16 protein-coding genes are annotated in these 20085 nt (G+C 51.8%); 13 read left to right on the top strand and 3 right to left on the bottom strand.

All coding sequences use genetic code 11. The features are described from left to right. The first annotated feature begins 141 nt into the window (after positions 1-141). From PCH05_RS02230 to ptsP, 6 genes are all read left to right on the top strand, one after another. Complete coding sequence (locus PCH05_RS02230; protein ID WP_127600223.1) at positions 142-459, top strand: PTS sugar transporter subunit IIB; 318 nt, start codon at positions 142-144, stop codon at positions 457-459. Between the two features lie 2 nt (positions 460-461). Continuing rightward, a complete protein-coding gene (locus PCH05_RS02225; RefSeq protein ID WP_127600221.1) occupies positions 462-782 on the top strand; it encodes a PTS sugar transporter subunit IIA in 321 nt (106 codons plus the stop codon). 12 nt (positions 783-794) lie between these two features. Continuing rightward, a complete protein-coding gene (locus tag PCH05_RS02220; RefSeq protein WP_127600219.1) occupies positions 795-2042 on the top strand; it encodes a PTS sugar transporter subunit IIC in 1248 nt (415 codons plus the stop codon). A 5-nt stretch (positions 2043-2047) separates the two neighbouring features. Continuing rightward, on the top strand, positions 2048-3499 hold the full coding sequence (locus tag PCH05_RS02215; protein WP_127600217.1) for a glycoside hydrolase family 1 protein: 1452 nt from the start codon (positions 2048-2050) through the stop codon (positions 3497-3499). A gap of 74 nt (positions 3500-3573) precedes the next feature. Continuing rightward, positions 3574-3846, top strand: coding sequence for an HPr family phosphocarrier protein (locus tag PCH05_RS02210; protein ID WP_127600215.1), 273 nt, complete (start codon positions 3574-3576; stop codon positions 3844-3846). Then, complete coding sequence (ptsP, locus tag PCH05_RS02205; protein WP_127600213.1) at positions 3839-5551, top strand: phosphoenolpyruvate--protein phosphotransferase; 1713 nt, start codon at positions 3839-3841, stop codon at positions 5549-5551. The genes PCH05_RS02210 and ptsP overlap by 8 nt, the downstream gene beginning before the upstream one ends. A 235-nt stretch (positions 5552-5786) precedes the next feature. Here the strand turns inward: ptsP and PCH05_RS02200 are convergent, their stop codons facing one another. The 3 genes from PCH05_RS02200 to PCH05_RS02190 all read right to left on the bottom strand — a co-directional run bounded on the left by PCH05_RS02200 (position 5787) and on the right by PCH05_RS02190 (position 8883). Beyond that, entirely contained in the window at positions 5787-6800 is a 1014-nt protein-coding gene (locus tag PCH05_RS02200) for a FecCD family ABC transporter permease (RefSeq protein WP_127600211.1), read from the bottom strand. Then, on the bottom strand, positions 6797-7810 hold the full coding sequence (locus PCH05_RS02195; RefSeq protein WP_127600209.1) for a FecCD family ABC transporter permease: 1014 nt from the start codon (positions 7808-7810) through the stop codon (positions 6797-6799). The genes PCH05_RS02200 and PCH05_RS02195 overlap by 4 nt, the downstream gene beginning before the upstream one ends. A 110-nt stretch (positions 7811-7920) precedes the next feature. Next, complete coding sequence (locus tag PCH05_RS02190; RefSeq protein WP_127600207.1) at positions 7921-8883, bottom strand: iron-hydroxamate ABC transporter substrate-binding protein; 963 nt, start codon at positions 8881-8883, stop codon at positions 7921-7923. A gap of 191 nt (positions 8884-9074) precedes the next feature. Between PCH05_RS02190 and PCH05_RS02185 the strand changes: the two genes are divergently transcribed. From PCH05_RS02185 to PCH05_RS02155, 7 genes are all read left to right on the top strand, one after another. Further along, a complete protein-coding gene (locus tag PCH05_RS02185; protein WP_164766513.1) occupies positions 9075-12176 on the top strand; it encodes a hybrid sensor histidine kinase/response regulator in 3102 nt (1033 codons plus the stop codon). Continuing rightward, positions 12173-13306 carry a response regulator gene (locus tag PCH05_RS02180; protein ID WP_127600203.1) on the top strand — a complete coding sequence of 378 codons (1134 nt, stop codon included), beginning with the start codon at positions 12173-12175 and terminating at the stop codon, positions 13304-13306. The genes PCH05_RS02185 and PCH05_RS02180 overlap by 4 nt, the downstream gene beginning before the upstream one ends. 21 nt (positions 13307-13327) lie before the next feature. Beyond that, complete coding sequence (locus PCH05_RS02175) at positions 13328-14506, top strand: Ig-like domain-containing protein (RefSeq protein WP_127600201.1); 1179 nt, start codon at positions 13328-13330, stop codon at positions 14504-14506. Then, positions 14451-15860 carry an S-layer homology domain-containing protein gene (locus tag PCH05_RS02170; protein WP_127600199.1) on the top strand — a complete coding sequence of 470 codons (1410 nt, stop codon included), beginning with the start codon at positions 14451-14453 and terminating at the stop codon, positions 15858-15860. The genes PCH05_RS02175 and PCH05_RS02170 overlap by 56 nt, the downstream gene beginning before the upstream one ends. A gap of 357 nt (positions 15861-16217) precedes the next feature. Continuing rightward, positions 16218-18365 carry an alpha-amylase family glycosyl hydrolase gene (locus PCH05_RS02165; RefSeq protein ID WP_127600197.1) on the top strand — a complete coding sequence of 716 codons (2148 nt, stop codon included), beginning with the start codon at positions 16218-16220 and terminating at the stop codon, positions 18363-18365. A 206-nt stretch (positions 18366-18571) separates the two neighbouring features. Next, positions 18572-19441, top strand: coding sequence for an MBL fold metallo-hydrolase (locus tag PCH05_RS02160; RefSeq protein WP_127600195.1), 870 nt, complete (start codon positions 18572-18574; stop codon positions 19439-19441). Positions 19442-19498: 57 nt separating this feature from the next. Beyond that, on the top strand, positions 19499-20047 hold the full coding sequence (locus PCH05_RS02155; RefSeq protein WP_127600193.1) for a GNAT family N-acetyltransferase: 549 nt from the start codon (positions 19499-19501) through the stop codon (positions 20045-20047). Positions 20048-20085 lie beyond the last annotated feature (38 nt).

Raw genomic sequence — 20085 nt, 5'->3', positions numbered from 1 at the left:
GTAACACGGACATTCCTGATAAGAAGAGCGCAAAGGAAGCGAAGCGATTCCGGCTTTCCTAGGGGTAGGAAAGTTTCATATTAGTTTGGCTTTTCGGAACATGGCATACTGAACGTGTAAACCAAAGGGAGGCTAACGATCATGACAAAAAAAGTGTTGTTGGTGTGTGGAGCAGGAGCATCATCCGGTTTTATGGCCGCGGCTGCGCGGAAGGCCGTGAAAAAAACAGGTGAAGATATAGAGTTTAAAGCGAAGAGCGAGGCTGAACTTGCAGAGAATTTAAGCAGTGTTGATTTGCTGCTCGTAGCACCGCATTTGAAGTACATGATTGAAGAGGTTAAAGACGTATGTGAAGCAGCAGGCGTTAAATATGGCATTATCCCGCAAAAAGTATACGGTTCTTTGGATGGTCAAGGATTGGTAAATGTCGCTAAGGATTTCTTGGAGGGGGATAAATAACGATGGAAAAAATCACACTTGAGGAACTCGCCACCATATCCATGAATGTGATTATGCATGCCGGTACCGCTCGCGATTATGTTTTTCAAGCGGTGGACAAAGCATCGGCAGGGGAGTTTGACGAAGCAGATCAGCTGATGGATGAAGCAAACAAAGAAATCGTCATTGCCCATAAAGCTCAAACCAAGACGCTGCAAAAAGAAGCGGACGGTGTTGAATTTCCGTTCTCACCCTTATTCGCCCATGCGCAAGATACGATGATGACCGTGAAATCAGAAATGAACATCATGCGGGAAATGATCAAGTTGTACAAGAGACTCTAAGGAGGAGCAAAGATGTTCGATAAGTTGATGTCTTGGATGACCGATGTTTTTGCGCCAAAGGTAAATAAGATTGCAAAGAATCCTTGGGTCACTTCCGTCCAAAGCGCCATTCTAACGGCGATGCCGATGATTTTCATCGGCTCGTTCGCAACGATATTGTCTATTGTTAAAGATTATTGGAAGGGATTTCCGGACCTTTCGCTGCTGAGCACATTTTCATTCGGACTATTCTCGCTGTTTCTTGCGTACCTGATTCCGGAAGCTGTCATGAACAATAAGGGGCACAAAGGCATTTCCAAACAAGCCGGTCTTGCCGGATTAGCATTCTTTCTCATCCTGGTGTTTCCTTCGATTACCGCGGAAGGCCGGATCAGCTTTGATCTCAACACGTTCGGTACAGCGGGCATGATTGCCGCTCTGATTGCGGGGCTGTTTGTAGGTATGATCATGAACCTGTTCTCTAAATGGAAAATTATCGGTGAAGACTCTCCGATTCCGGATTTTGTTGCAACGTGGTTCAATACGCTCATTCCCATTACTTTAATTTTGTTAATCGGCTGGCTATTCACATTTGAATTAAATATTAATTTGTACGATGTGGTCAATTCCATCTTTTCGCCGCTCATTCATTTGGGGCAAGGTTTCTGGGGATTTGTACTTATCAACTTCCTGGGTTTTGCATTCTTGTATACGTTCGGGATTTCGAGCTGGGTATTGTATCCGGTCTCGAGTGCCATTGCATTGCCTGCTATTGCCGCGAATCAGGCCAACTTTGAGGCAGGCAGAGCGGCTACCAGCATTTTCACGAATGAGGCGGGAGCGCTGTTCTTGATCGGTGGCGGCGGTGCGACGCTGGCTCTGGTCATCATGCTTTCATTTATGGCTAAATCACAGCGGTTAAAAATGATAGGCAAAGCTTCCCTGATCCCGGCTATTTTCAATATTAACGAACCGGTTGTGTTTGGTGCACCGATCGCTTTCAATCCCATTTTGATGATTCCGATGTGGATCAACGGGATCGTAGGGCCGGTGTTAACCTGGCTTGTCATGAAAATCGGGTTTGTTCCGGTTCCGCATAAGCCATTTCAGCTCTGGTACTTGCCTACGGTGATCCAAGGCTGGATTATAACGGAATCCGTTCGTGGCATATTGTTTGTCGTTATTTTGTTTGTTATCAGTTGGCTCATTTATTATCCATTTTTCAAGATCTATGATAAGCAGGCGGTCAAACAAGATATGGAACTGTTAGAGGAGGAATAAAACCGATGCGTAAAAATAACTATCCGGCTTTTCCAAAAGACTTCTTATGGGGAGGGGCCATTGCGGCCAGCCAAGCAGATGGTGCATACACGGAAGATGGCAAGCTGCCCAATTCATCCGATGTTCAGCCCTACCTAAAAGGTTTATCCAATATGGAAATTCAGCAGTTGGAGATGCAGGGGATGACGTTGGAACAGGTGAAAAACAACCTGGTGGATACGTCGCACTATTTTCCAAAACGCTTCGGCATTGATTTCTATCACACGTTTGAAAGCGATTTAGAGCTGCTTGCGGAAATGGGCTTTACAACGTTTAGAACTTCCATTGATTGGTCGAGAGTGTTCCCTAAGGGGGATGAGAAGGAGCCTAACGAGGCGGCCTTAATGCATTATGACAAGATGATCAATAAAATGAAATCGCTCGGCATTGAGCCCATTATCACTATGCTGCATTATGAGACTCCAATACACATCACATTGCAATATGGCGGATGGAAAAATAAAGCTGTGATCGATATGTTTGAACGTTACGGCAACGTGCTGCTGGACCGTTTTGGAGATCGCGTGAAGTATTGGATCGTCATTAATCAAATCAATATGATACAAATCGAACCGTTTTTGTCTCTCGGCATATGCAGCGATCAATATGATTCGACGGAAGAAGCGTTATATCAAGCCGTGCATAATCAAATGGTGGCCTCGGCTAAAATTCAAAAGCATGCCAAAACGCTGAGTTATGATCTGCAGATTGGGACGATGGTTGCTGACGGCACGGTGTATCCTAATTCCTGCAAGCCCGATGATGTGGTGCTCGCGATGCAGCATAACCGTATGCAGTACCTTTTCACCGATGTTCAACTTCTGGGGGAGTATCCGAAATTTGCGCTGAATTACTTCCGGGAACATCATTATGATTTGCAGATGACGGAAGAGGAATTGCAGCTGTTGAAAGAGAATACCATGGATCACTTGGCGATTTCCTACTACTTCTCGCAAATGGTGGATTCCGCCAAAAATGTGAATAAACCCGATTCTACCAGCGTAAACCCCCATCTAGAAGCGAACCCATGGGGCTGGAATGTGGACCCGCAAGGATTATACAATGCACTCTCCCAATATTGGGATCGCTACCACAAGCCTATGATCATAGCCGAAAATGGATTCGGGATGTATGACAAGCTTGAAGACGGCTCCGTTCATGATGATTATCGGATATCCTATCTGGGAAGTCATATTGAGCAGGTAGGACGTGCCATTTATGATGGCGCTGACGTCATTGCCTATTGTGCCTGGGGACCCATCGATATTATTAGTTGTTCTTCGCAGCAAATGTCCAAGCGGTACGGCTTTATATACGTCGATCTCGATGATGAAGGCAATGGAACCGGAGAACGTATCCGAAAAGATAGTTTTTATTGGTATAAGCAGGTTATTGCATCCAACGGGTCAGAAGTTTAAAGGTTCATTCCATCGTTAACTCGGCTTAAATAAACACCTATATAGAATGAGTAATCATAGGAGTGTGAAATTCCATGCAAAAAACCTATAAAATCACCAATGAAGACGGTATTCACGCGCGCCCGGCTACAGCACTGGTAAACACCGCAAGCAAGTTCAAATCAGAGGTATTCGCAGAAGCAAACAACCGCAAGGTTACGATGAAATCCATCCTTGGCGTTCTCTCCTTCGGTTTGGAACCCGGAGATCTCGTCACGTTCATTGCGGAAGGAGAAGATGCGTCCGAGGTGCTTGAGGCACTCGACGAAATTTTCGCCAAGGAAAGCTTAGGAATCGCTCATGCTTAACATCAAGGGAATCGCAGCGGCAGCGGGCTATGCCATCGCCAAAGCGTTGGTACTGGAAAGTACCGAGCTTAGCGTAGAGAAGCGTACCGTTCAGGATGGAGATATGGAGATAACCAGATTTCGGGAGGCTCTGGCTCGGTCCATCGCGGACGTGGAGAAGCTGAAGCAGCGGACGCTGGAGCAGCTTGGAGCTGAGAAGGCGGAGATTTTTGAAGCTCACCTGTTGGTGCTGCACGATCCGGAGCTGCTGGGTCCGATCGAAGACAAAATCCAAAAGGAAGGCATCAACGCTGAATACGCCTTGCATGAAGTTTCCGCTGGCTTCATCTCCATGTTTGAAAATATGAAGAGCCCTTACCTGCGGGAACGAGCATCGGATATGAAGGACGTGGCGAAGCGGATACTTTCCCATCTCCTCAACGCCAAAGTACTGGATCTGGCAGCGATCCATGAGGAGATCATTCTAGTCGCCGAGGATTTGACACCTTCGGAAACGGCGCAGTTTAATCGTAATTATGTCAAAGGCTTCGCTACGAACGTCGGCGGCAAAACCTCGCATTCAGCCATCATGGCCCGTTCACTGGAGATTCCAGCCGTTGTAGGCACGAAGGAAGTTCTGGAGCAGGTGAAGGACGGGGATCTGCTCATTTTGGACGGAATGAAGGGGACCGTACTGCTGAATCCTGATGACGCAACCGTGGCTGAATATCGCCTCAAACAAGAGCAGTATGAAGCCCAAAGGGCGGAATGGGCCAAGCTTCGGCATGTGCCTACCGTTACGAAGGACGGGAAACACGTCGAGCTGGCGGCTAATATTGGCACGCCTGCGGACGTGGCAAACGTTCTGTTGAACGGGGGAGAAGCCGTAGGGTTGTTCAGGACGGAATTTCTGTATATGGGCCGGGACAGCATGCCTTCGGAAAAGGAACAGTTTACGGCCTACAAGGCTGTCCTTGAGCGGATGGAGGGCAAACCCGTCGTTGTCCGTACCCTGGATATTGGCGGGGATAAGGAGCTGCCGTATTTTGAACTGCCGAAGGAAATGAACCCCTTCCTGGGCTTCCGTGCCATCCGCCTCTGTCTGGAGCGTCAGGACATCTTCCGCACACAGCTGCGCGCACTCCTTCGGGCCAGCGTCTACGGCAACCTTCGGATCATGTTTCCGATGATCGCAACGCTAGGCGAATTCCGTCAAGCCAAGACGATTCTGTTTGAGGAGAAAGCGAAGCTTGAGGCCGAGGATATTCCGGTTTCCGGCGAGATCCAGCTGGGCATCATGGTCGAAATTCCGTCTACCGCGGTTTTATCAGACCTTTTCGCCAAGGAAGTAGACTTCTTCAGCATCGGGACCAACGATCTGATTCAATATACGATGGCCTCGGACCGCATGAACGAGCGAGTCTCCTATCTGTACCAGCCGTATAACCCGTCTATCCTTCGTCTTGTGAAAATGGTCATCGACGCTGCACATGCGGAGGGCAAATGGGTGGGCATGTGCGGCGAGATGGCCGGGGATGCCACCGCGATCCCGCTGCTTCTCGGTTTGGGGCTGGACGAGTTCAGCATGAGCGCCAGTTCCATTCTTCCGGCTCGCAGCCAAATGTCCAAGCTGTCAGCGGAAGAGACGCGCATGCTCGCAGCGAAAGCGTTAGGCTGCGGCACGGCGGAAGAAGTGGTCACACTCGTTCAACGAATGGACATATAAGCCAATGATTCGATTAGGGCATGATTTTTAAAGCTGCCTTCTATGGCTGAGTAGCAATCTTTATCTTTCTCAGCTAACCAGAGGCATAGTTCATTAGGCGAGGGCCTATTCCCTTAAGCAAATCATGAGAAAACCCGTTAAACACCAGAGACTCCTCTTGTTTAACGGGTTTTTACGATTGGAAATAATAGCGGGAATCATTCTGAATGGAGCTATCGGGTCACGGCATGACAGCTTATTCGTCTTTAAATAATAAAAGATAAAGGAAATAAGGGGCGCCGATAAAAGCAACGACAATCCCGGCCGCGATGCCTTCCGGCTCCCATACGTTCCGGCCGATCGTGTCGGCCAGCAGCAGCAGCCAACCGCCGATCAGAAGGGACACCGGCACCATCCGCTGATGTCCGGGACCAACCAGCGCTCTGGCAATATGGGGCGCCATCAAGCCGATGAATGCGATGCCTCCGGTAACCGAGACAGCCGAAGCTGCCAGTGCGACCGCCGCGAGCATCAGCAGGATCCGGTCCCTGTGGATCGCTACGCCGGCCCCGATGGCCGTCGGTTCGTTTAACGCCAGCAAATTCAGAGCCCTGGATTTGTACAGCGCATAGGGAATCAGGATGACCAGCCAGGGTAGCAAGGCAAGGACAAACGGCCAATCCGTTCCCCATACGTTTCCGGCCAGCCACTTGGAGATGAAATCCACCTTGGTCCGGTCAACCGAAGACATGAGCACGACCATGATTCCGGAGAGCGCCAAGGATAACCCGGCTCCGGTAAGGATGAGCCGGATCGGTTGGAGGCCTTTGCCGCGTGCGTAAGAAAACGCATAAATCAGAATGGCGGTACCGAGACCTCCGGCAAAGGCCATAAGCGGAATCGCGTATACGAACGAACCGACTTTAATCGGGGCGAACAGAAAGAAGACGGTAACGCCGACTCCCGCGCCCGCATTAATGCCGACGATGCCCGGATCGGCCAGTTCATTGCGGGTAATCCCCTGCAGAATAGCGCCGGACAACGCAAGCGCCATGCCCGACAACAGCGTAATCAGCATCCGGGGCAGTCGAACGGAGAACAGCACGAAACGGTCTTCGAACGTTCCATGGCCCGTAATCGTCGGAATCAGCCTGTCATACGAAACGGGGAACGAGCCGATCCCCAAGCCGATCAAGGCGGTGACCAGAATCAGAAGGATCAGGCCCGCAACAACGACTTGCTGTCGACTAAAAAGCTGTAGTTTTGTCATGAGAACGAGCGCACCCCTTTGCGGACAATAAACAGGAAGAAAGGCAGACCCAGAATCGCCACGATAGAAGCGACCGGCGTTTCGTACGGGACGTTAATCATCCGGCCAAGCGTGTCGGCGAACACCATAAAAGTGCCGCCCGCAATCGCGGACAACGGCAGAACGGTACGGTACTGGGTTCCGGCGAAGACGCGCACGAGATGCGGTATCATGAGGCCGATAAACGCCAGATTGCCGACGAGAGCGACGGCTGCGCCTGCCAGGAGCGTAATCAGGGCGTATAGCGCAATTCGGACCTGAGTCGTTCGAAGTCCGAGTCCGACCGCGGTTTCTTCATTCATGCTGAGGATCGTCAACTGCCGGGACAGCAGAACGGAAGCGATGAGGCAGATTACGATGACCGGAGCGATCGTCGCGATCTGCCCCCAGGTGGTTCCGATGAGCCCGCCGGCGGTCCACATCGAGACGTTCTTGGCAATTTTATAATGGATGCTAATGGCGTCGGCTACGGCCGCGAGAAGTGCCGAAACGGCTGATCCAGCCAGCACCATCCGCAGGGGCGATAGATTTCGTCTCCGCAGGGCGGTTACGCCGAATACCAGCATCACGCTGAATGCAGCTCCAATAAAACAAGCCACCATCGTGCCGAAATAGCTGGCGGCGGGAAAGAACGCGAAAGCAGCGGCCAGCGCAGCGTTGGCGCCCGCAGTTACGCCTAGCAATCCCGGGTCGGCAAGTGGGTTACGGGTCAGACCCTGCATGATTGCCCCGGCAACGGCTAGCGCCGAGCCGACCAGCACGCCGCCCACTTCACGGGGAAGCCGGAGCTCGCGAATGACGGAGATATCCTCACCCGTCGCATGCGGATTGCTTATGGCGCTCCATATATCGGCTAGAGAGACATTCTTAGCGCCTAGCATGACGGCCAGGGCGAACATAACGACGAGTATGACAAAGCTAACGAGTATCTTGAGCGCAATCGAGCTTGACGGTTTAAGTCGAGACTTCATTATCATCGTGATCATCCGTTCCTTCTTTATCTGCAGAAAAAGGAACGCAAAGAGCGCTCCTTCTTTTCTCTGGCATATCGTTTCCATTCATTTAATTGTTGAGCTTGCGGTTAGTTTCCCAGCAACGACTTGGTGATGAAATCAAGCTGATAGTCGAGAGACAGGGCGTCGTTAAAATAGAACGTATTGGCGTCTACTTCATAGACATGATTATTCTTGACGGCCGGGATATTCTTGTAAGTCGACGTCTGCTGGAAGGAGGCATCGGCCGCCGGGTCTTTACTATAGATGACGTAGTCCCCCATGTATTGCGGTAGGATTTCCAGAGACAAATTGTAATAGCCTTCTTTGGCCGTCATTTCTTTGACTTTGTCCGGCATCTTCAAGCCCATAGCCTGATAGACGATCTCCGTGCCGCGTCCCCAGGCGTCACCGAAGGTGTACAGCGATTTGGAATCTCCCTCGATAATGGAGATGGTACTGTCAGCGCCGATCTTGGCTTTGATCTCTTCGCCTGCCTTTTGGGCACGTTTCTTGAAATCGGCGATCCAGTCCGCGGCTTTCTGTTCCTGATTCACCGCTTTGCCAATCTCCAGAATCTGTGTCAGATAATCAACCTTGTTGTAGGTGTAAGTAACGAGCGGCGCGATCTGCTTCAGTTTATCCGCATTTTTAATGTCCGTCATGGCGATGATCAAGTCCGGCTTAACGTTCAGAATGCTCTCCACGTTCTCGTCGGATACTTCGGCGACGTCCTTCAATTGATCCTGGAAATTAGGATCGGCTTTGGTCCATGAATCGACGCCGACGAGGGGAATGCCGAGCGCCAGCAGATTGCCCGCATATCCGGAGAGGACGACAACGCGCTGCGGATGCGCGGGAACTTCGATCGGACCACTCTCCGATTGATAGGTAATGGTACCGGAACCGCTGTCTTCCGCAGAACCGTTTGCGCTTTGACTTGCTGAGCCGCCTGCGCTTGCCGGAGCATCGGTGTTATTGTTCGCCTTATTACCGCAAGCGCTTAATACCAGAACGATCACCATCATAAGAGGCAACAACCATTTCTTCATTTCTTGTAATCTCCTTCTTGAATATGTAGTTATTGATTATGATAATCATTATCAATTAAGCTGCTATTAAAATGTAACCTCAAACCGTTTGAATTGTCAATCATTGATTTAATGAACCCCCGAGAAAACGAGAGACTATGCTACAATGGGAACTGAATATGCGATTGCTTAAAGGCGGTGACGGAATTTCAATGTCTCAAGGCTGGCGTAAAAAGCTTGCCGTCCTGGTAGGTCTGTTCCTCATAGCGGGGGCTTTGTTTATACCTATGACGGACCCTGTTTCTGCCAAAAAGAATCCTCGCGCAGTGGATGGAATACTTGATTTGACCCACTGGAGTTTGAAGGATGAGGGTCCTGTTCAGATCAACGGTCGTTGGTCTCTCTACTGGAAGGAGTTACTAACGAAACCGGAAATGGCCCGGGCGGATGCCACCAAGCCGATATTCGCAGAAGTACCCGGCGAGTGGGAAAAGAACGGGCTGCCGGGGCGAGGCTATGCAACGTACCGTCTGACCATACGTACATCAGGAGACGATGGTACGTTAGCGCTGCGAATCCCCGCAATATCTCCCGCTTACCGCCTGTTTGTTGATGATCGGTTAATCGCAGAAACCGGCGTCGTGTCGTCCGAACGGGCAAGCGTACAAGCGGCTTATTTGCCTCAAACCATTTCATTCGATCCCCCCGGGGGAACGTTCGACCTTTATATTCAGATTGCGAATGAATTATATCCTGAGGGCGGTATTTGGTTTGGCTTGACGCTGGGTACCGAGCATTCGATGCTGTTCTTAAAGCAACGTACGGATATTGTGGAAATATCCGTTTTCGGTGGCTGCACATTACTCGGTTTGTATCAGATCGCGTTGTACGCGATGCGCCGGTCGGATCGCTCGACCTTGTATTTTGGCATCTGCTGCCTTCTCGGGGCCATTCGGATTGGTGCGGTCGGGGAGATGTATATCGTCCGGTTATATCCTCATATAGATATTCGCGCACTGATCTTCTTGGAGTATTTGACCTTCTACGGCGGCGTAACCGCTGCGTTATTATTCGCGAAGGAGCTTTATCCCAAGGAGTATCACACGGCGGTCACGAAATCGCTAGCCGTTATAGGCTGTGGTTTTATCGGCACCGTTTTGCTTTTGCCGACCGAGTGGTATACGCGCTTCATGGAAGGATACAAATATGTCTCAATCGTAAGCTTGGCGTATATTTTGTTTGGTATCGTGCTCGCCTTTTGGCGGGGACGGGGAGGAGCGGTGCTCCAGCTAATCGGTTGGCTCATCTTCATCGGGGCGGCTCTCCATGATATTTTATACAGTGTAGATCAGGTCATCTGGAGCGATATTCAGCTCGTTCCTTATGGATTCATTCTTCTTGTGTTTATCGAAGCATTGGAGCTTGCGCGCCGGTTTACGAACGCCTACCGCGTGATCGGCGATATGTCGGAGCAATTGCTGGCTTCAAATCGGATGAAGGACGAATTTCTTGCCAATACCTCACACGAACTGAAGACGCCGCTGCACGGCATCATGAATCTTTCGCTTGCATTGACCGAAGAGAGGTCGGGACCTTTAAACGAACGTCAACGGGAACAACTGGAAGTCGTCGTTGCTGTTGCCCGCCGCTTGTCCAATTTGATTAACGATATTCTCGATTTGTCGCGCCTCAAAAACAGCGGCATCCAATTGGAGCTCGGTGCTGTCGATATTCGCGCCGTCGTGTCGTCGCAGCGGGACGTATTTCTTCACTATATCGGGGACAAGCCTGTCGCTTTGCGTTTTGATTGGCCGGAGGCGCTCCCCCGTGTGTATGCCGATGAGAGCCGTCTGCTGCAAATGGTGTATAACTTGATCGGGAACGCGATCAAATTTACCCCTGAAGGCGAGGTTGCGGTTTCGGCTTGGGCTGAAGGCGGGATGCTGCATATGGCGGTCGCCGATACGGGGATCGGCATCGAGGAGGATAAGCTTGATGCCATTTTCGAATCGTTCGAGCAAGTGGGTACTTCCGTGGCGAGAGAATATGGCGGTGCGGGTTTAGGTCTTGGCATTACCAAAAGATTGGTCGAGCTGCACGGTGGCCGGATTTCGGTAACATCGCAATTGGGTCGAGGTTCCGTCTTTACCGTCTCGCTTCCGGTGAGCGGGAATCCCTTTGACCGGAAGGCGGAATCGCGTTCGATCGAGCAATCTCAAGCTGCTTCGATCATGTCGTCCGGCTTGCGCGAGATCGCGGTCACGGCAGCCGCCGTGCCGAATGATGGAGCAGGAGTGGAACGGGAGCACGCCATTCTTGCCGTCGATGACGATCCGGTAAATTTAAGGGTGCTTCAAGCGGTATTGGCGGACGAGCCCTTTGAATTCATTGCGGTGTCCAGCGGAAAAGAGGCGCTCGATATGCTGGAGCGGTTCGGAAGCAAAATCGGATTGGTCATTCTTGACGTCATGATGCCCGGGCAATCCGGCTTTGAAACGTGCAGGCAAATTCGCAAGACGTATTCACTCAGCGAGCTGCCCGTTTTACTGACGACCGTACGCAATGATCCGTCGGACGTCATGATCGGGTTCGAGGCTGGAGCCAACGATTACTTGACCAAGCCCTTCCAGCCTTACGAATTGCGGGCGCGCACCCGAACGCTATTGCAGATGAAACGCTCCGCTGAAGACGCGGTCCGTTCGGAGCTCGCATTTTTGCAAGCACAAATCAAGCCTCATTTTCTCTATAACGCCCTGAATACGATCGTTACCTTCTCGCTGGAAGACCCGCAGATGACGCAGGATCTGCTGCTGAACCTCGGACGGTATTTACGGGGCAGCTTCGATTTCAAGAGCAAGGAGAGACTGGTTTCTTTACAGCGTGAATTGGAACTAACCGAAGCTTATCTCCGGATCGAGCAGGCCCGGTTCGGTGAACGGCTTCGAATCCGATACGAGGTGGACGAAGAGGCTGATGGCATGCTTCCGCCGTTAATGCTGCAGCCGCTTGTCGAGAATGCGGTACGGCATGGCATTACGACAAAAGAAAACGGCGGCACGGTGACGATATCGGTAAGAGAAGATTCCGGCTTCATGCTTCTAACTGTTGAGGACGATGGCATAGGCATGCCCGATGGGGCTCGGACCCTGCTTTCCAAAGAAGAAGAGCCGAAAGGGGGCATAGGGCTGCGCAACATCCATCTCCGATTGGTAAAGCTGTTCGGAACAGGCGTTGAGATCGGTTCGGGTGTAGAGGGTGGCACGAAAGTCACTATACGCATCCCTAAAGACACAATAAAGGAGGGGAGCTCATGATTCGGATCATCGCGGTCGACGACGAGCAGCCGGCGCTTCGCAGGGTTGAAAAGCTGTTGGAACAATTCCCGCAAGTTCACGTGGCCGGCTTGTTCGATAAGTCGACGGCTTGCTTGGAATATATGTTAACGGAGCCCGATCGAATCGATCTTGCCTTGGTCGATATGGAGATGCCTGCGATGCACGGTCTGGAGCTGGCACGACGGCTTCGCGAATGCAGGCCGGAGATTCATATCGCGTTTTTGACAGCCTACGAGGAGTTCGCCAAGGATGCCTTTGATGTGGAGGCGATCGATTTTCTATTGAAGCCCATCCTGCAGAATGACCTGGATCGCACGATTCGAAGATTCGTGAAGCGCACAGGCAGCGGGGATGAGGCTGCAGATCAGCCAGTACGGGGAATTGCAGTTCAACGCTTCGGTCCCTTCAACGTTCTGACGGAGAATGGCGACATGATCCGTTTTCGTAATTCCAAGTCCAAAGAGCTTCTGGCGTATCTCCACCATCATCGCGGGAAACCGGTCAGCAAAGCGCAAATCATAGAAGTCATTTGGCACGGGCAGGACGAGCAGCGGACGCAAGCCAACTTATACACGACGATTTATCAGCTTCGCAAGGATCTGGAGGCTTGGGGGTTATCCGATCTGATTTCACAGACGAAAACGGCGGGCGGCAGTTACAGCCTGCATTGGCGGACATCGTTCGCTGATGTCGATTCCTATGAGGAGGAAATGCGGTTATTTAAGCGTAAATCGTCATTGACGCACGCGCTGAAGGCCGTCCAATTATACGGAGAGGGCTATTTATCGGGAAGCGGATACGTATGGGCGACGCCGCGGCAAGCCGAACTCGAGCTGGGTTACCTGGAGCTGCTTGAAGCCATCGTTCATGTTTACGTGCGGCAGCAGCGTTACGATATGGCGCTGAATCCGATGCGCAAATGGGCGGAGCTGAATCCCTTGAGCGGGCGGCTTCATGCCAAAATGATCTCGCTATTACTCCTGATGAACAGGGAAGACGACGCCAGGTCTTATTATGAGATTGTTCGGGATCTGCTCGATCAAGATGAGGAGGCATCGGAGTTCGATTTCAGACGGCTTGCCTCCGAACCTTTACGCCAATTCAATTGAAGTACGAACACGGTAGGTACTGTGGCGGTACCTACACTGATGGATGCCGGGACGGGCACGGCTCTTGCACAGGGTGTGACGATACCGGAGATTTCGGCAAGCTCTCCATCTTCGACCTATGGGAAGGACGTTACCTTCACTGCGACTGTAGCCGATCCGGCAATCGATGGAACATCTCCTACCGGGACAGCTACCTTCATGGATGGGGATCAGATTCTTGCAACCGTTGCATTATCCGCAACCGAACCCGAGATTAAGATTGCAACGACAACAGCGGAAATTCCTCCCGGTTATAAAAATGGTTGTATACCTGGTCCCAATGGCACGGCTCAAGCTCCTTGCCCCATTATTCAATGGGGACAATACACCTATTGGGCGTACAGTGCCTCGGACAATTCCGAGTCCATGCTGATCGTCGCTTACGATGCGTCCGGTAACATGGTTAAGCAATGGGCGAAAGGGGGAGCCCGTTATTTATGGCAGATTACGACGGATGCTGACAACATCATCTTCTGGGGCCAAGGGAACAAAACGATTACGTTGAGCAAGAGTGAATTCCTGAGTACCCCGGTTACCGCCAGCTTTACAACTTCCGATCTGGGGATCGGCGGGCACTCGATTACGGCTGTTTACTCTGGAGACAATAATCACGCCGCGAGCACATCGCCCGTTCTGAATCACACCGTAAGCCGTATGCCGTCGTTCATCAATTTGAGTTCAAGCCACAATCCTTCGCTGAAGGGGGATCCTATCGATTTCGTTGCAGCGGTAACCTCTTCTGCAGGGGACTCTATTACAGGAACCGTGGACTTCATGTACGGTGAGATGAAGCCTCTGGGCTCAGCTATTGTGGATGATGAGGGGAATGCCACTCTTCGTGCTGTCTCTTCTCTTCCTGCCGGGATGAATTTGATCAGCGCTGTCTATCGTGGCGATGATCTTCACGCAGACAGCGGAACTGCCAATATACAAATAGTCGATCTGAACAGCTCAATGACCCGCTTGACGAGCAGCAGCCCGGAAACGATGCATGGTGGTCCGATCATCTTGACGGCAGAGGTAAGCAGTGCTGATCGCGGTACAGCGACAGGCTCCGTTGTTTTCCGGGACGGGGACGAGCAGATTGGCCAGGCTTCTTTGTCCAATGGCAAGGCATCGTTTACAACTTCAGGGCTGGGGATCGGCGAGCACTCCCGATGATACGTTCTATGACAGTGTCTCCGATGCGGTCTCCTTGAAGGTTCATGTGAGTACATTAGCAACATTGACGTCGGCCATTGGAAAAGTGAGTACAGGCGGGACAAGCCAGGAAACGATTAAAGACATCCCGTATGGCACGGCACTTGCGGTGTTCAAAGCCGCGATTACGCCGGCAGCGCATGCAGTCTTTGAAGTTTATGATGCGGACGGGACTCATGTTGCACAAACGTTGAATACGGGCAAAAAAGTCCTTGTTACAGCAGAAGACGGGATGACGCAGGTAACGTATACCGTCTCGCTGCTTGGTCCGGCACAGACACCATCAGAAACCCCTTCAACGGGCGGCGGTACCCCGTCAGCAAACGGCGGTGGTTCGCCGAAGCCGAACAATGCGCCCGTTACTTCGAATAATGGTCAGCTAACCCTTCCTGCAGGCCGAGTAGGCGAGGTTAGCCTCGGGAACGGGATTACAATCTCCATCCCGGCAAACGCTACGGTGAAAGATCTGCAATTAATCATTAAAAAAGTGCAGGATACGCTCAATCTGTTGAAAAATAGCGAGATTCTTGCCAGCCCGGTGTATGAGCTTGAGAAAAATTTTGCGGAAAACTTCAATTCTCCGATTACGTTAACCTTCGCTTTCGACCCATCGTTCATCCAAGATCAGCAGGAAGCCGCGGTCTTCTATTACGATGAAGCGAATAAGAATTGGGTGAAAGTCGGAGGTAAAGTCGTCGGAAATAAAATTACGGTCGATGTCAATCATTTCACCAAGTTTGCGGTTCTCGCCACTCAGCAAACGACGACCATCAACGTCAACGTCAACGACATCGCCGGACATTGGGCTGAAGCCAATATTCAAAGAGCGATCGCCAGCGGCATCGTCAAAGGGTATACCGATGGAACGTTTAAGCCTAATGCGACGGTAACGCGCGCAGAATTCGCCGTGATGCTGATGAATGCGTTGAAGCCGCAGCGTGAAGCAGGAACGCTGTCTTTCACGGACGATGCGACAATCGATGCATGGGCAAGGACGGCAGTCGCGCAGGCGGTACAAGCAGGTATTGTTACAGGATACCAAGACGGCGCTTTCCATCCGAATGATCCGATTACACGTGCAGAGATGGCCGTCATGCTTGCTAAAGCTTCGGGGATGGCAACCGAAGGCCATGCTGCCACCCGCTTTGCGGACGACAAGGATATTGCGGCTTGGGCGAAAGGCGGCGTCCTATATGCGCAGGAAGCAGGTCTGATGCAAGGGAAAAGCAATAACCGGTTTGCACCGCAAGATCAAGCGACCAGAGCGGAGGCTGTAACGGTTCTGCTGAATAGATTAGCTCAAACAGGGAAATAACGATTAGAACTTTCAATGAAAGTTGGGGTCACCCCGCATGAATCATTCCCTTTCCCCAGCCGTTATACAAGTCAATTCGATGGTTGACAACGAAAATAAGTTGCGTTTAAAATACGAGTGGAAGACAATGCCAACTTGAGGGCTATGCTTTTTAAGCCGACATATTCGGTTTGAAACAACCCCGGTATCTCCTGTGGAGAAGCCGGGGTTGTTTGTGTTTTCCCCAAGCTTGGACTAGGGGGTGTGAAGAAAAGGAGAACGCAAACCAGCAGTTTTATGAAATCGCTATCATTTGATTGCTCGTTCTTGCTTGGACGACTGTTTGATTCACAAATGAAAAAATATCGGAGGGTACTGATGAACAAGAAATGGTTGAACATTCCGGCTTTGATCGCTTTACTGGCTGCCATAGCCTTTGGAAGTGTCGCGCCTGCGGAAGCAGCGCCGGCCACGTCCGTCAGCAATAAGCAGAATTTTAGCACAGACGTCATTTACCAGATCGTAACGGACCGTTTCGTGGACGGGAATACGGCGAACAATCCGGCAGGCTCCGCTTATGATGCCACCTGCAGCACGAACCTGAAGCTGTATTGCGGCGGCGACTGGCAGGGCATCATGAACAAAATCAACGACGGTTATTTTACGGGCATGGGCATTACGGCATTGTGGATTTCGCAGCCCGTCGAAAATATATATTCCGTCATCAACTACTCAGGCGTGAACAATACGGCTTATCACGGCTATTGGGCACGCGATTTCAAGAAGACGAATCCCGCATTTGGCAGCATGACGGATTTCGCCAATCTGATTTCAGCAGCACACAGCCGCAATATTAAAGTCGTCATCGACTTCGCGCCGAACCACACGTCCCCGGCGATGGAGACGAACGCTTCCTTCGGCGAGAACGGCAAGCTGTATGACAACGGCACGCTGCTCGGCGGTTATACGGGCGATACGAATGGTTATTTCCATCATAACGGCGGCACGGATTTCTCTACGCTCGAGAACGGCATTTATAAAAATCTGTACGATCTCGCCGACCTCAACCATAACAACAGCACGATCGATACGTATTTCAAGAACGCGATCCGCTTGTGGCTCGATATGGGCATCGACGGTATCCGCGTGGATGCAGTGAAGCATATGCCGTTTGGCTGGCAAAAGAACTGGATGTCGTCCATTTACAGTTACAAGCCGGTCTTCACGTTCGGCGAATGGTTCCTCGGCACGAACGAAACCGATGCCAACAACACGTATTTTGCGAATGAAAGCGGCATGAGCCTGCTCGATTTCCGTTTCAGCCAGAAGGTGCGCCAAGTCTTCCGCGATGGGTCGGATACGATGTACGGCCTGGATTCCATGCTGTCATCGACGGCGGCGGATTATTATTCAGTGAATGATCAGGTCACGTTCCTGGACAACCATGATATGGACCGTTTCCAGGTGTCCGGCGCGAATGGCCGCAAGCTGGAGCAGGCATTGGCGCTGACGCTGACTTCCCGCGGCGTCCCCGCAATCTACTATGGCACGGAGCAATACATGACAGGTAACGGCGATCCGAACAACCGGGCGAAAATGTCCTCGTTCTCCACGTCGACGACCGCCTATAATGTGATCAGCAAGCTTGCCCCGCTGCGCAAGTCGAACCCTGCGATTGCCTATGGTACGACGCAGCAGCGTTGGATCAACAACGACGTCTACATATATGAGCGCAAATTCGGTAATAACGTGGCAGTGGTGGCCATTAATAAAAACCTGACCAGCTCTTACTCGATTGCGGGACTCAATACGTCCCTGCCAAGTGGAACGTACACGGACGTTCTGGCGAATTCGCTCAGCGGCAATTCCATTACCGTAGGCAGCAGCGGCGCAGTCAACACCTTCACACTGCAAGCCGGCGGCGTAGGCGTCTGGTCTTACACGAAGGCGGCAACGGCTCCGGTGATCGGCCATGTCGGTCCGCTGATGGAAAAGCCGGGTACGACGGTTACGATCGACGGTACAGGCTTCGGCAGCACGGCCGGAACCGTTTACTTCGGTACGACGGCTGTAAGCGGCGCGAACATCGTGTCGTGGGAGGATACGGAGATTAAAGCGATCGTGCCAAGCGTTGCCGCTGGCCGATATGGGGTCAAGGTTCGTACATCCGGGGCGGTCGACAGCAACACGATCAGCAACTTTAACGTACTGACGGGCGAACAAGTCAGCGTACGTTTTATCGTGAACAATGCCACGACAGCGCTTGGCGAGAACGTCTATTTGGCGGGCAGCGTCAACGAGCTGGGCAACTGGGCGCCGGCAAGCGCCATCGGCCCGATGTTCAATGCCGTCATTAAATCTTATCCGACATGGTATTACGATGTAAGCGTGCCGGCTGGCACGGCGATTCAGTTCAAATTCATGAAGAAAAACGGATCTGCCGTCACGTGGGAGGGGGGCTCCAACCACTCGTTTACGACTCCCGCAAGCGGCACGGCGACGGTAACCGTCGACTGGCAGCCGTAGGGGAGGATGTTTGCCCCGCTATCACGAACAGCGCCGCGAGCTAATCATGCTTGCGGCGCTTCTTTGATCCGCCGCGGCAAAAACATGCGATCGGCAGAAGGAAATAAGCCCGCCTTTCTCGAAGAGCATTCTGGAACATGATTCGTTCAAAGGGATCATCCTCCTGCTTGGATGGAGGAAGCAACGAGAAGGAGGCAAGTCCATTGATGAGGAATAAAGAGGCAGCGAACGAGGCTAGAAACGCGTTGATTCAGGACATCGATGAAACCAACGTGCCGTACGGCATGGTAGCGCTTTGGTGCCTGGGTCAGGCAAGCTTCATTGTGAAGGGCGGATCCACGACGATATATATCGATCCGTTCACGATAGAGGATGCGTTGGTCGAAAGCCGGCACGGTCTTCGCCGAGCTTATCCTTCGGCTGTCAGGCCGGAAGACATCACGAACGCCGATTACTGTCTCATTACGCATGATCATGTAGACCATCTGGATCCCGACACCATTCAGGCCATGGCGGAACAAGCGCGGGAGACCCTGTTTTTCGCACCGGCATGCTGCAGGGAAACGATGCTGGGACGGGGCATGAGAGCAGACCGGTTACACATCGCGGATACCGGCAAGGAATACAGCGGACAGGAAGTCATTAAGCCGATCGCCGCGGCCCATGAAGAGCTATCCATCGACCGGGACGGATTTCATGAATACGTCGGTTATATCATCCGTTTGAATGGAGTGACTCTGTACCATGCAGGGGATACCCTCATTTACGAAGGCCTGCAGGCCAGACTCCGCGAGGAAGAGGTGGATCTGGGGCTCCTTCCGATCAACGGGCGCGACTTCTATCGCGGTGAACGAGGCATCGTGGGAAACATGAACTACCGGGAGGCTGCGGAGCTGGCGAATGGCGCCGGCTTCAAAATGACCGTTCCCATGCACTATGACCTGTTTGCAGGCAATGCCGAGCGCCCGGGGTACTTTGTGGACTATGTGTACGATCATTTTCCTTCTTTGCCGATTCATGTCATGGCCCGAGGAGAGCGGTTCATCTATGCGGCCGCGGGTGCAGTGAAATCATAGCGGCGGAAATGGCTACAGCTTATACCTGGCCAAACGCAGCCGAAAGGAGAGATTCGTATGAAGCGAATTCCGTTAACGATGATTCGTCCGGATCTTGGCAACATTCCGCAGTACACGTTTCCTTCCCCATTTCGTGTGAGAAACTATCAACCGGGAGACGAAAAGATCTGGGCAGAGATTGAAGCAAGTGTAGGCGAGTTTGCGGATGCGAGCGCAGCATTGGAGCATTTTAACAAAGAATTCGGCTCCCATACACATGAAATGGAATCGCGCTGCTTGTTTATCGAGAACGGGAACGGCGAAGCGATTGGAACGACGACGGCGTGGTACGGTGCGATTCAGGGCGAAGAGAAGATCGGGAGAATTCATTGGGTGGCCATCCGGCCGGAATACCAGGGACAGAAACTGGCCAAGCCTTTGCTCGGGGAAGCGCTTCAGGTCCTGGCCGGGTATCATCCACGCGCTTATTTGACGACGCAGACGACGAGTTACCAAGCGATCAACATGTATCTGAACTTCGGCTTCGAGCCCTTGCTGACGACGCCCGAATGCATGGAAGGGTGGTCTTTGCTGGAAAGCGTGTTGAAGCGCAAAATCATTCTATGATTCTCAAAAAAAGTGAATTCAAGGCATTTTTTATCTGC

Source organism: Paenibacillus chibensis (assembly GCF_004001045.1).
Lineage (GTDB): Bacteria > Bacillota > Bacilli > Paenibacillales > Paenibacillaceae > Paenibacillus_AQ > Paenibacillus_AQ chibensis.
Note: the sequence above shows the minus strand (reverse complement) of the source record. Positions and strands in the feature narration are given on the sequence as shown.